The organism is Hoeflea sp. AS60 (assembly GCF_038900115.1).
Lineage (GTDB): Bacteria > Pseudomonadota > Alphaproteobacteria > Rhizobiales > Rhizobiaceae > Hoeflea.
In genome coordinates this window covers 2,121,261-2,134,421 of sequence record NZ_JBBMQP010000001.1, presented here as the reverse complement: position 1 = coordinate 2,134,421, position 13,161 = coordinate 2,121,261, and the positions used below count along the sequence as shown (strand labels likewise).

Sequence of the window (13,161 nt, the reverse complement as noted above, 5' to 3'; positions counted from 1 at the left end):
CAGGTCTCGAAAAAAATCGTGACTCAAAACAGCTTGCATGTCAACATGAAACGCAATGGAAGCAAGTTGCTGCAATGCAACGTAAATTTTGCATTGCACCCGGCTGTGAGGAGGCGGCCCGGGAGGATGACAATCGTACTTCGCTCAGATGACATGCGAAGACGCAACCGCCTGCGCATCATCCAGATCGTGCGGCGCGGGGGGACGGTCAGCCGTGGGGAAATCGCCCAGTCGGCATCGCTCAGCCCTGCCACTGTTTCAACGATCTCGAGTGAATTGATCACCGAGGGTGTTCTCGTCCCCCGCAGCGCAGAAATCGGTATGAACGCCGGACGCGGCCGTCCAAGTACCGGCCTGTCGGTCAATCCACAGTTTTGTCATGCGGTTCTGATCATTCTCAAGATCGGGGCGGTCAATATCGCCATTGTCGATTATGCCGGTACGGTAATCGCCCGTCAGAATTTCCACCTCGACATGGCAAATGTCACCAAGAAGGAATTCCGTAACACGCTGACCACCGAGATCGGCAAGGCCTGGGATGCCTCCGGGCTTGCAGCCGGCAAGCTCGGACACATCTCGATCGGGGTTCAGGGCACGACTGACATCGCCGGGCTTCGGCTGCTGCGTTCGCCGATGACGCCGCTGACCGATATTCCGGTGGCGTTCTGGCTGGAAGAGGCGTTCGGCGTGCCGGTGCGGCTCGCCAATGATTGCGACCTCATCGCACGAGCGCTGAACTGGCGTGATCCAGAGCGTTACAGCGACAATTTCGCCGCCATCCTTCTGGCCCACGGCGTTGGCATGGGCCTGTTCCTGCGCGGACAGATCATCAACGGAACGCAGTCCTCGGGAACGGAATTCGGCCACATGCTGCATCAGACCGACGGCGCCCTGTGCCGCTGCGGTTCGAACGGATGCATAGAAGCCGATGCCGGCGACTATGCGATCACACGCCGCTACCGGGGCCAACCCGTCCACGCAACACCGCAAAGCCATGTCGAGCCGATCGAGATTGCCCGAATTGCCGAGGCCGCTAGAAGCGGCGACGTCCTTGCGGCCGAGGCATTCGCGTCCGCCGGTCGTGCGCTGGGATCGGGCCTTGCGGGCATTTTCGCGCTTGTCGATCCCTTCAGGGTCGCTTTTGTCGGCCATGGTGCGGCAGCCTTCGATCTGATGGAGCCGGCGTTGCGCGATGTTCTAGAGAACTCGAACGCTTCTGCGGCAAGCTCCATGCCGATCGATCTGTTTGTTGACGAAATGCCACTGGTGTTCGACGGCTGCGGTATCGGCGCGCTCTCCGAGATCGACGCCACACAGGCCGACCGGGTTTGGGAAAACACGAGGGACTGAAAGCGTGGCAAGTTGGCCGGGAGAGAGTACGCGAAATCCATTGGTAAGGAGGAATGCAGCATGATTTCAGTGAACAGGATGCCCGGTGTGGCGTCCCTCGCCCTTGTTCTGGGACTGCAAATCGGATCGGCGGGATCTGTGTTGGCCGACGAGCCGTGGGCTGAACGGACGCAGGCGCTGGGTGCCAGCGAGGACATGCCGACAGGCGTCTTGCCGAAGGACGAACTCCTGCGACTTATCGATACCGGAAAGGCTCTGTTTGAAGCGCATTTCACCACGCTTGACGGTGTCGGCCGGCCACAGGCAACCCAGGCCATTGACCCGACCCGGCGCAAGCATCCACGCGAACAGGTGTTCTTCCGGACGGCAGGTCCGGATGCCGGATCCTGTGCTGCATGCCACAATCAGCCCGCTATCGGCGGCGCCGGTGACTTTGTCGCCAACGTGTTTGCCTCGGAAGGCTTTGAGAGCGCCGATTTCGATTCGCTCGATCCGCAGTTTTCCAGCGAGCGCGGCACCAACCATCTCTTCGGCGCGGGGCTGGTCGAATTGCTTGCGCGCGAGATGAGTGCTGAGCTGCAAGCCATCCGCGGTGACGTTCTGTCTCAGGCCAGGGCGGGCGGCGCTGCCGTGCGGCTGCCGCTTGAAGCCAAGGGCGTTGAATTCGGATACATTTCCGCCGAACCTGACGGCTCGGTCAATCTGGATGAACTTGATGGCGTTGACACCGATCTGGTTATCCGGCCCTTCACCCAGAAAGGTGTGATGACTTCGCTCCGCCAGTTCAGCATCAACGCGCTCAACCAGCACCATGGCATGCAGGCCAGCGAGCGTTTCGGTGCGCGCTGGACGGGCTCCGATGATTTCGATGGCGACGGTAAAACGGCGGAGATCTCGTCTGCCGATGTGTCCGCACTTGTCTCCTGGCAGGCAACGCTTCCCGCGCCGGTGCGGATGGTTCCGGAAGCGGCGGGCTGGGCGGAAGCTGCGGAACGCGGTGAAGCGAGCTTCACCGATTTCGGCTGCACCGTTTGCCACCGCCCTGCCCTTCCACTCGAGACCCTTTCCTTTGCAGACCCCGGCCCGTTCGATCTGGCCGGTACGCTCAATGACGGGCAAGTTGGCGCAAAAGCGGTTTATGACATTTCCCTTCTGAACTGGGCCAAAGACTTACCTCGCGATGCGGAAGGGCGGGTTCTCGTGCCGCTGTTTGGCGACCTCAAACGGCATGTCATGACCGACAACCAGATTGATGCGCTCGGCAACGAACTTCTCTCGCAGCGCTTTGTCGACCGCAACATCTTCCAGACGGCGGAACTATGGGGCGTCGGATCCACCCAGCCCTATGGCCACCGCAATGATTTCAGCACTCTCAACGAGATCATTCTTGCCCATGGCGGAAACGGACGCGAGGCGCGTGACGCCTATGCGGCTGCTCCTGACGCAGAGAAATCGGCATTGATCGCGTTTCTCAAGACCCTGGTGATTGTCCCATGATGAAAATGAGCTCACTCCTCTCGTTCAGTGCAATCTGGCTGACAGCGTTGAGCCTGCCCGTCACTGCACAGGCGCAGGCACAGACCGACTTCACCGCCGATGTGCCGATACTGCAAGAGGAAGCAGCCAACGCAGGCATCAATCAAAGCTATACCGGCGGATGGGAATTTTTCGTCGGAGGTGGTGCGGCGAGTTTTGATTGCAATGGCGACCGCCTTCCCGACCTGGTGATTGCGGGCGGTTCATCGCCGGCACAATTCTATGTCAATGAAAGCCAGACAGGTGGTGCGCTGGCATTCAAAACCCTCGACACGGGGCTGGAAGCTGAGGATCTGACCGGCATTCTCGGGGCCTATCCGCTGGACATCGACAACGACCGGCATATGGATCTCGTGCTCTTGCGGCTCGGGCGCAATCTGGTGCTCAAGGGTGGGGCCGATTGCAAGTTCGAGAAAGCCAACAGGAGCTTTTCAATTGATGGCGGACGCGCCTGGTCAACTGCCATGTCGGCAATCTGGGAAAAGGGCAATGAATTTCCGACGATCGCAATCGGCAATTATGTAGATCGTTCAGCGCCGGGAACCCCGTTTGGAACATGCGAGCCCAACCAGTTGCTCAGATCCCGACCCGGCGAAACACCCGATTACTCCGAACCGCTAACGCTCGAGCCGGGATATTGCGCCCTGTCGGTGCTGTTTACCGACTGGAACCGCACCGGACGGCCAGACCTTAGGATTACCAACGACCGGCAGTATTACCGTGGCGGTGAGGAGCAATTGTGGGACATGGCCGAGGGGCGCGCGCCCCGGCTCTACTCATCCTCGCAAGGTTGGCAGCGGTTGACGATCTGGGGCATGGGGATCGCCGAAACCGATTTCGATGCTGACGGATTGCCCGAATATGCCCTGACTTCGATGGGCGACACCAAGATCCAGAAGCTTGACGACGAAGCCGGAGAAGATCGGCCAACCTATCGTGACATCGCCTTTGAAAAGGGCGCAACTGCACACCGTCCCTATACCGGTGGAGACGCGAAACCCTCGACGGGCTGGCACAGTCAGTTTGCCGATATCAACAACGACACCAAAACCGATCTCTTCATCGCCAAGGGCAATGTGCAGGCGATGCCGGATTTCGCGAGTTTCGACCCGGACAACCTTCTGCTTGGCGGTTTTGATGACAGCTTCCACGAAAAAGGCATGGAAGCGGGCATTGCGCTCAACACGCGTGGACGCGGGGCAATCGTCGAGGACTTCAACATGGATGGCATGCTCGACCTGTTTGTCGTCAATCGCGAGCATCCCGCCAGTCTTTTCCGCAATCTGGGTGCGGCAACGGATTGGGGGCACAGGGCGCTGGGCAATTGGGTCAAGATTGAACTCGACAACGGCAAGATCAATCCGGCGGCCGTGGGATCGCTCATTTCGGTTCGAACGGGGACACGCACCCAGACCCGCCGGATCCAGGTTGGCGGCGGACACGCTTCAGGCCAGACCGGTTTCGTGCATGTCGGGCTGGGGGTTTCCGAGCGCGCGACCATCCGGGTTCAGTGGCCGGACGGCGAATGGAGCCATCCGTACCGCGTTTTCGCCAATCAGCATGTCAGGATCATTCGTGGCGAGGCCAATGCCCGCTACTGGTATCCGGTCGCTCAGTAGTAGCAGGCAGTATCGGAAAGTGTCGTGTGCGCTTATCTGATCAGTCAATATAGCCAAGACGCAAGCCGTGAGCCACGGCTTGCGTTCGATTGACCGCATCAAATTTGCGGGCAGCGTTGTTCAGATAATGGTTGACCGTGTGTTCCGACAGATTGAGAATCTTGGCAATTTCGACAGAGGTCTTGCCGACTGACGTCCAGACCAGGCACTCCCGCTCGCGCTCGGTCAGCGGCGAACCGGGCTTGGCCGGCTTGGCTGAAACCTGTCGCAATTTCTGATGCAAAAGATGAGCATAAAGCGACAATATGGCGGTATCTTCCATGCCGATGGGCAAACGCTTGCCCAGAAAGAATACCGCCGCCGGGCCGTGGTCTGGATGGTAGACCGGCACAATGAACGCGCAATCCAGATCGTCGTTGCTGAAAACGCCCTCCGCAAACAACCTGAAATCGGCGGGGGTATCTACATTTGAACCATCAAGACGGAATTCGAATGGCGCGCCTATTTTTTGAAGAATGCTCGCCAAAGGATTGCTAGCAGCAGAGGTTCTGGCTTCATGAGTCTGTACCATCTCGGAGGGTGCCGAGGTGATGACTATGGCCTCAGAGAAACACGGAGCTGCTGTCGTCGGCCCGTTTACCACGAAAAAATGCTGGTATCCGAAATCGGCGGTAATCTCCCGCAACAACCTGAGAATATCCAATTGCGTCTTACAAGCATGCAAGCGCTGAACAATACTCAAGGCAAATTTGTTTTGCTTACCCTGCGCGTTCATATGACCCCCATATTGGGCGCACTGATCTTTGGTACGAAAAGAAATGACGCCTTTCCGTTTCTATATTCCCTTGGGAATTCGGTAAATTTCAAATTACCATTCCAATTCGCAGCCCACAGAAACAACCCCAAGCGGAAGTCGAATATTGCCACTCAATCCGCCATCAAGACCAAAATCCAAGTTTTGGTATACTTAAGATTATACTAATTTTGCGAAGATGCAAAACATCAATTTGGCAGTGATTTGATGTTGTCTCCACTCGTCCTGAAGCGCTACTGTCACCACTGGAAGAGGATGAAAACCAAAGGGGATCATATGCTTGGATTGATGCAAGAATGGCCGTTGCTTTGCCACAAGGTCATTGACCATGCGGCAATCTATCACGGCCAGAGAGAGGTGGTTTCGCGGTCCATCGAAGGACCATTTCACAGAACCAACTACGCGGAGATTCGCGGCCGCGCGCTTAGACTTTCGCAACGCCTGGAGCGCGATGGCTGCGGCCTGGGAGACCGCATCGCGACAATGGCGTGGAACACCTGGCGCCATCTGGAAACCTGGTACGGAATCATGGGGATCGGTGCGGTCTATCACACCCTGAACCCCAGGCTGTTTCCTGACCAGATTGCCTGGATCATGAACGATGCCGAAGACAAGATGCTGTTCGTCGATCTCACCTTTGTCAAACTGGTCGAGATGATCGCGCCAAAAGTCCCCAGCCTGGAGCGCATCGTCATCCTGACGGATGATGCACACATGCCGGAAACGTCGTTGAAGAATGCGGTGTCTTACGAGAGTTACATCGCAGAAGCCGATGGCGACTTTGCCTGGGCAGAATTTGACGAACGGACCGCGGCAGGGATGTGCTACACCTCCGGCACCACCGGTGACCCGAAGGGCGTGGTCTATTCTCACCGCTCCAACGTGCTTCATGCAATGGCAGCGCTTCAGCCCGATATGCTCAACCTGGCATCGCGCGATAGCCTGATGCCGGTTGTTCCATTGTTTCACGCCAATGGCTGGTCGACTGCCTTTTCCGGCCCGATGTCGGGATGCACGATGATCATGCCCGGCGCAGGAATGGATGGCGCATCAATCTACGAGATCCTGACGCAGGAAAAGGTCACCATCACCGCGGCAGTGCCCACTGTCTGGTTGATGCTTCTCCAGCATATGGAAAAACATGGCGGAGAGCTGCCCGATCTTTCCCGCGTTGTGATCGGCGGATCGGCCTGCCCGCGCGCCATCACCAAAGCGTTCCAGGATGACTATGGCGTGGAAGTCATTCATGCGTGGGGCATGACCGAAATGAGCCCGCTGGGAACGCTGTGTTCCGTCAAACCGGAGTACAGCCACCTTACCGGCGAGGAAAAACTCGACCTGCAGTCCAAACAGGGACACCCGCCTTTCACGGTCGAAATGAAAATCACCGATGACGAAAACAACGACCTGCCTTGGGACGCCAAGACCTTCGGTCGGCTCAAGGTGCGCGGCCCGGCGGTCTCTTCCTCCTATTACAAGGGCCGCGGCGCAGAGCAGTTTGATGCCGAAGGCTGGTTCGACACCGGCGACGTCGCCCATGTAGATCACCATGGCTACATGCAGATCACTGACCGCGCCAAGGACGTGATCAAGTCGGGCGGCGAATGGATTTCGTCGATCGAGATCGAGAACCTGGCGGTGGGACATGCCGATGTGGCGGAAGCAGCCGTGATCGGCGTCGTCCACCCGAAGTGGGACGAGCGGCCACTGCTGGTCATCGTGGTCAAGGAAGGTCGCAGCCCGAGCAAACAGTCCGTTCTGGACTTCCTGGAAGGCAAGATCGCCAAGTGGTGGATGCCGGACGATGTGGTGTTCATTGACGAAATCCCGCACACGGCAACCGGCAAGATCCAGAAAACCGCATTGCGCCAAACCCTCAAGGACTATCAACTGCCGACCAACTAAGGGCAAGGCCGTTCAAATAAGGGGCCCGGGCGCAGGATTTGTCCGGGCCTTTTCAATAGTAAGGTGCAGTTCCATTTGTGAGATCGAACAGGCAACAGACCAGCTGCCCATATGTTCGATACCAACGTGATCATAAAGCCGAGCGGTCCGTGTCTTTACAGGGCAGCCATGGCTGGAGAGCTGTGGAGTCTACTTGCCCAATTCGGCTGGCGCCTCCATGACTGCTATTGGAAGGCCACGATTCGGACCAAAGGACCATTGATGACCAAGCAGACAGCGACATTCCCCGAATTTGTGGATGCGGCAGTTCTTATCACCGGCGGTGGCACTGGTATCGGCGCGGCGCTGACCGAGGGCTTTGTTGCGCAAGGGGCCAAAGTTGCCTTCATCGATATCGCCGAGGCGCCAAGCCGGGAACTTGCCACTAGGCTGGCAGCTGGCAGCCGCCATGCGCCGTTGTTCATCCCTGCCGATCTCACTGATCTCGACGCCATCACGCAAGCCGTTGCACAGGCGGAAAGCGCCCATGGTGCAGCCACCGTGCTGGTCAACAATGCCGCGCTCGATGACCGGCACGAGCTTCTCGAGATGAGCGGCGAGTACTGGGACAGCAATCAGGCGATCAATCTGAGACCGGTTGCGTTTACCGCCAAGGCCGTTGCGCTTGGCATGATCGCAGCTGGTGGCGGCACGATCGTTAATTTCACCTCGACATCCTACATGCTCAACATTGGTGCCATGCCCGCATACACCGCGGCAAAGGCAGGGATTGTCGGACTGACCAAAGGCCTTGCAGGTCGGCTGGGCCCGGATGGCATCCGGGTCAACGCCATCGCACCTGGCTGGGTGATGACGGAGCGGCAGAAGCGACTTTGGGTGACCGAGGACGGCCTCTCTGCCATGATTGATCGACAATGCCTCAAACGGGAAATTCAACCCGAAGACATGGTCGGGCCCTGCCTGTTTCTGGCGTCCAGTGCTTCGGCCATGATAACAGCACAGGTTCTGATCGCAGACGGAGGCATGATGTGAGTACAGCGCCCAGCATCGTGGCAGTCGACTGGGGAACGTCGAGTTTTCGCCTCTGGGTGATGTCACGCGACGGCACAGTGCTTGCCGAGCACCGCAGCAACGAGGGAATGACCGAGGTTGCTGCGCTCGGCTTCGAAACCGTGCTCGAAAATCATCTCACCGCTCTTTCCGTACCCGGGCACTTGCCGGTTGTCATCTGCGGTATGGCAGGATCCCGGCAAGGCTGGGTCGAAGCGGGATACATTGACACTCCGGCCGATGTGACGACCATCGGCAAGAGCGCAACGATTGTGCCTCACGCGGCGCGGTCGGTCATTATTCTTCCCGGCCTGGCAGTCCGCTCGGAGGGCGAACCGGATGTGATGCGCGGCGAGGAAACGCAACTGCTCGGTGCTTACCTCGATATGCCTGGCGGCGCGCGCTACTGCATGCCCGGAACGCACTCGAAATGGGTCAGCATGGACGGGGCAACCGTCACCGGGTTTGAAACCTTCATGACGGGCGAGTTGTTTGCCGCCATCAGCGCAAAGACCATTCTTGTTCATTCGACCGGCGGCGAAGGCGGCGTGGATGCCAATGATCCGGCGTTTCTCACCGGTGTCCGGGATGGCTGGGCTCAGGCTGCAAAGATCACCCACCATCTCTTTTCCATCCGGGCAGGCCAATTGCTTCACAGCCACGGGATTGACGAGAACCGGGCGAGGCTTTCGGGCCTGCTGATCGGGGTGGAACTTGCCGGTGCCGGCGTGCGAGGCGACGAACAGATCGGGCTGGTGGCGAGCGGCGCGATGCAGCGCCTCTACCATGCAGCGCTTTCCGAGTGCGGGGTCAAGGTTCGCGACATCAACGCCGATGCGGCAGTCAGACGTGGCCTGGTGGAAGCCTGGCACGGATTTTCCAATACCAACGGGGATGTCACACACCCATGATACGGATCAAGTTTCCTTCCATGAAGCGCAATCTGGTTGCGATCCTGCGCGGCATCAAATCCGACGAAACCGCCGATATCGTCGACGCTCTTGTCGACGCGGGGTTCACGGCGATCGAGATCCCGCTCAATTCGCCCGACCCGTTCCGCTCAATCGAGATCGCGGTCAAACGCGCACCGAAGGGCGTGCTGATCGGTGCAGGCACGGTGTTGTCTGTCGAGGACGTTGATCGGCTCGATGGCGTTGGTGGGCGCTTGATGGTCAGCCCCAATGTCGACAGCGACGTGATCGGCCAAGCCGCCTCTCACGGCATGGTCACCATGCCAGGCGTCTTCACGCCGACCGAAGCTCTCGTCGCATGCGCCGCGGGCGCCTCGGCACTCAAGTTCTTTCCAGCCAGCGTACTCGGTCCAACCGGCATAAACGCCATCCGCGCGGTCTTGCCAAAGGATGTGCCGGTGGGCGCGGTTGGTGGCGTTTCAGACGATGATTTTGCTGCCTATGCCAAAGTTGGCGTCCGGACGTTCGGGCTTGGCTCCAGCCTCTACAAGGCAGGCATGCAGGCGAGCGAAGTCAAGCTGCGCGCCCTAGCGTCGATAAAGGCCTATGACGCACTTGAGGGGAACAATACGTGAGTACAGATCTGATTGCGTTTTCGGGGGAAAAGTTGAACGCGCCCGCCGGCACACTTGGCGAAGGTCCCACCTATGACCCCCATACGGGCATCGCATGGTGGTTTGATATCATCGGCCAAAAGCTGTTCGAATACGTGCTCGTTTCAAACAGCCTGAGAACCCATGAGCTTCCCGAGATGGGCAGCGTTCTGGCGCGGGTTGACAATGGCCGGCAGGTAATGGTCACCGAGACCGGCTTGCACATGCGCCATACAGCGACAGGCGAGCTGGAGCTGATCACGGCTATTGAAGCGGACAATGAAGTGACCCGGTCAAACGATGGACGGGTTCATCCATGCGGCGCGCTGTGGTTCGGCACGATGGGAAAGAACGCCGAGAAAAAAGCGGGTGCTATCTACCACGTGGCGCGCGGCAAGGTGACGAAGCTGTTCCCGGAGATCACGATCCCGAACGCCATCTGCTTCTCGCCGGACGGAAGTATCGCATACTACACCGATACGATGTCGGGCCAGTTGATGCGGGTGGCAATTGACCCGTCGACTGCATTGCCCACAGCCGCGCCCGAGATCTTCTTCGATCATCGCGGCGGGAACGGCGGGCTTGATGGTGCCGTGTGTGATCAGCATGGCGTTATCTGGAACGCCCGATGGGGCGCGGGTTGCATCGACGCGTATTCGACTGAGGGCAAGCGGATCGCCACGCTCAAGGTTCCTGCCAGTCTATCCACTTGCCCGGCCTTTGTCGGAGCAGATGCTGGCCAACTGATGGTGACATCGGCCCAACAGGGACTTTCAGCAGAAGAGCTTGCCGCCGACCCCGATGCCGGCTCAACCTTCCTGCTCAACCATCCGGTCAAGGGCCGGTTCGAGCCTGACTATGTTCTTTGAGGTTACCGTGCGGTTGCCCTGACGGCCCCGCCCGCACGGCGTTTGTTATCAGCACGAACACCGGTTTGAACACCCCATCGGCCGACGCCGCCACGTATAGCCATACCGTGCCGGGTCGCCGGACTTCGTGCTCATCAACGCGCCGGGTCTTGAAGCGCACCATCTTGTGGTTTTCTTCGTTTTTTGTCCGGACTCCGGGTTCGGTCGCAGCACTTCAGGTAAATGAGTGTGCGGAGTCCGATGGGCCGCGATCAAGCTGAGGAACGTATGGTTTCGCCGTTTGCCCTCACTATTTCGGACAAGCGTACCCAGGGTATTGGCTATCTGTGAGCCGTACCCAAGGTTCTAGATATCCTTCATCAGCCTCAGCGCGTCGTAGATCGCAGCGTGGGTGTTCCTTGCCGCCACCGCATCGCCAATGCGAAACAGCTGAAAACCATCTGTGCCACCCCCTTCCGGCGAAGACGAAGGGCCGCCATTCAGGGTCTGCGGTTTGCCGGTAATAAACGCCTCGTAGTCAACCTGACCGAGATTGCTCGCGTGCGGCTTGAGCTCGAAATAGAGCTCATCCAGCGGCAGGGTGCCGTGGTTGATGACGACCTGATCAAAGTGACGCTCCTTGGCGAGCGGCATGTAATCGCTGCCGATGATGGCTTTGAGGCGGTTGCCGTCACGCTCGACCGAGGTCAGCCGGTAGGTCACGGTGAAGGTGACATCCTTGTCCTGCAGCGAACGCATGTAAGGCACCAGGTTCATCGCCATAACATCGGGTGCGAAGCTACGATCGGGTGTCATGATTTCGACGCTGGCGCCGGACATTGCAGCCACTTCCGCCGCCTGAAGTCCCGCATGGTCACCGGCGTCATCATAGATCAATACGGACTTGCCCGGCTTGATGTCTCCGGAAATCAGATCCCAGCTCGAGACCACCAGATCGTTGCCCTGCTCGAGCACCTCGGTGTGCGGCAGGCCGCCGGTAGCTATGATCAACACATCCGGATTTTCAGCGGTTACATCTTCGGCCTCGGCCCAAGTGTTGAACCGGAATTCGACGTCCCGCGCCGCGCATTGGGCCATGCGCCACTCGATGATGCCGATCATCTCCTTGCGGCGCTGGTTCTGCGCGGTCAGGCGGATCTGTCCGCCCGGATCGGGCTGCGCCTCGAAGACCGTGACATGGTGCCCGCGCTCGGCGGCAACCCGCGCAGCCTCCAGTCCTGCAGGCCCTGCCCCAATGATCACCACCCGCTTTTTCTCAGGCGCGGGCGCAATCGTGTGCGGCATGGTCAGTTCGCGGCCCGTCGCCGGATTGTGGATGCAGAGGGCGTCGCCGGCCTGGTAGATCCGGTCGAGGCAATAGGTGGCGCCAACGCAGGGACGGATATCGTGCTCGCGTCCTTCCATGATCTTCCTGACCAGATGCGGATCGGCCATGTGAGCTCGGGTCATGCCGACCATGTCGAGCTTGCCCTCGGAAATGGCATAACGGGCCGTTGCCACATCGGGTATGCGCGCGGCGTGAAATGTCGGCATGCCGACTTCAGCCCGGATGCGTCCGGCGAAATCCAGATGCGGGGCGGACTTCATGCCCTGCACGGGGATGACGTCGGTCATCGCCGGGTCGGTGTGGATCTGGCCGCGGATCACGTTGAGAAAATCGACGTTGCCTGATGCCTTGAACAGGTGGCCGATCGCGATGCCGTCGTCTTCGCTTATGCCATCCTTGGCAGTCTCGTCGGCGGTGTAGCGCACGCCAACCAGCAGCTTGTCGCCAACCCGCGCCTTGATGGCGGCTACCACCTCAAGCGCGAAGCGGGCCCGGTTTTCGAGGCTGCCGCCGTAGGGGCCTTCGAGCTCATTGGTCAGCGGCGACATGAACTGGTCCATGAGGTGGCCGTAGCATTCGAGCTCGACGCCATCGAGGCCGGCTTCAGCCATGCGCTCGGCGGCATCTGCATAGTCGGCAATCACCCGGGCGATGTCCCAGTCTTCCATCTTCTTGGGGAATGCCCGGTGCGCCGGTTCGCGCTGATTGCTGGTCGAGAGCGCCGGCAACCAGTCACCCTTGTTCCAGTGGGTGCGGCGGCCAAGATGGGTGAGCTGGATCATCACCGCGCAGCCATGCTCATGGCATTCGTCGGTAAGCTTTTTCATCCAGCCCACGACTTCGTCCTTGTAGGCCAGCACATTGTTGAACACCGGCGGGCTGTCTCTTGAGACCGCCGCAGAGCCCGCAGTCATGGTCATGGCAATGCCGGCCTTGGCACGCTCGACATGATAGGCGCGGTAGCGATCCTTTGGCATGCCGTCTTCCGGATAGGCCGGTTCATGACTGGTGGTCATGATCCGGTTCTTCAGCGTCAGATGCTTGAGCTGGTAGGGCTGCAGCAGCGGATCGTTGACTTGCACCATCGGTGACGGCTCCTTGGTTCCGGATAGTCCGGGGACGGATCG

10 protein-coding genes are annotated in these 13,161 nt (G+C 59.2%); 8 read left to right on the top strand and 2 right to left on the bottom strand.

Annotated elements, in window-relative coordinates; translation table 11 throughout:
- Nucleotides 1-126: 126 nt before the first annotated feature.
- Genes WNZ14_RS09820 through WNZ14_RS09810 form a run of 3 tightly spaced genes read left to right on the top strand, consistent with a single transcriptional unit; the run spans nucleotide 127 to nucleotide 4,505 of the window.
- Nucleotides 127-1,350, top strand: coding sequence for an ROK family transcriptional regulator (locus WNZ14_RS09820; protein WP_342868380.1), 1,224 nt, complete (start codon nucleotides 127-129; stop codon nucleotides 1,348-1,350).
- Nucleotides 1,351-1,410: 60 nt separating this feature from the next.
- Nucleotides 1,411-2,847, top strand: coding sequence for a di-heme oxidoredictase family protein (locus WNZ14_RS09815; protein ID WP_342868379.1), 1,437 nt, complete (start codon nucleotides 1,411-1,413; stop codon nucleotides 2,845-2,847).
- Nucleotides 2,844-4,505 (top strand): CRTAC1 family protein, encoded by a 1,662-nt coding sequence (locus WNZ14_RS09810; protein WP_342868378.1) that lies wholly within the window; start codon nucleotides 2,844-2,846, stop codon nucleotides 4,503-4,505. The genes WNZ14_RS09815 and WNZ14_RS09810 overlap by 4 nt, the downstream gene beginning before the upstream one ends.
- A 40-nt stretch (nucleotides 4,506-4,545) precedes the next feature.
- Here WNZ14_RS09810 and WNZ14_RS09805 read toward each other — a convergent pair whose 3' ends face one another.
- A complete protein-coding gene (locus WNZ14_RS09805; protein ID WP_342868377.1) occupies nucleotides 4,546-5,280 on the bottom strand; it encodes a LuxR C-terminal-related transcriptional regulator in 735 nt (244 codons plus the stop codon).
- Between the two features lie 315 nt (nucleotides 5,281-5,595).
- Here WNZ14_RS09805 and WNZ14_RS09800 point away from each other — a divergent pair, with 315 nt between their 5' ends.
- From WNZ14_RS09800 to WNZ14_RS09780, 5 genes are all read left to right on the top strand, one after another.
- The gene (locus WNZ14_RS09800; RefSeq protein WP_342868376.1) at nucleotides 5,596-7,224 is read left to right on the top strand and encodes a long-chain-fatty-acid--CoA ligase; all 1,629 of its coding nucleotides are present in this window, start codon (nucleotides 5,596-5,598) and stop codon (nucleotides 7,222-7,224) included.
- Between the two features lie 261 nt (nucleotides 7,225-7,485).
- Complete coding sequence (locus WNZ14_RS09795; protein WP_342868375.1) at nucleotides 7,486-8,256, top strand: SDR family oxidoreductase; 771 nt, start codon at nucleotides 7,486-7,488, stop codon at nucleotides 8,254-8,256.
- Nucleotides 8,253-9,185, top strand: a complete 933-nt coding sequence (locus WNZ14_RS09790; RefSeq protein WP_342868374.1) for a 2-dehydro-3-deoxygalactonokinase — start codon at nucleotides 8,253-8,255, stop codon at nucleotides 9,183-9,185. The genes WNZ14_RS09795 and WNZ14_RS09790 overlap by 4 nt, the downstream gene beginning before the upstream one ends.
- The gene (locus WNZ14_RS09785) at nucleotides 9,182-9,820 is read left to right on the top strand and encodes a 2-dehydro-3-deoxy-6-phosphogalactonate aldolase (RefSeq protein ID WP_342868373.1); all 639 of its coding nucleotides are present in this window, start codon (nucleotides 9,182-9,184) and stop codon (nucleotides 9,818-9,820) included. Before WNZ14_RS09790 ends, WNZ14_RS09785 begins: the two co-directional genes overlap by 4 nt.
- Entirely contained in the window at nucleotides 9,817-10,707 is an 891-nt protein-coding gene (locus tag WNZ14_RS09780; protein WP_342868372.1) for an SMP-30/gluconolactonase/LRE family protein, read from the top strand. Before WNZ14_RS09785 ends, WNZ14_RS09780 begins: the two co-directional genes overlap by 4 nt.
- A gap of 345 nt (nucleotides 10,708-11,052) precedes the next feature.
- Here the strand turns inward: WNZ14_RS09780 and WNZ14_RS09775 are convergent, their stop codons facing one another.
- Complete coding sequence (locus tag WNZ14_RS09775; protein ID WP_342868371.1) at nucleotides 11,053-13,119, bottom strand: NADH:flavin oxidoreductase; 2,067 nt, start codon at nucleotides 13,117-13,119, stop codon at nucleotides 11,053-11,055.
- Between the last annotated feature and the right edge of the window lie 42 nt (nucleotides 13,120-13,161).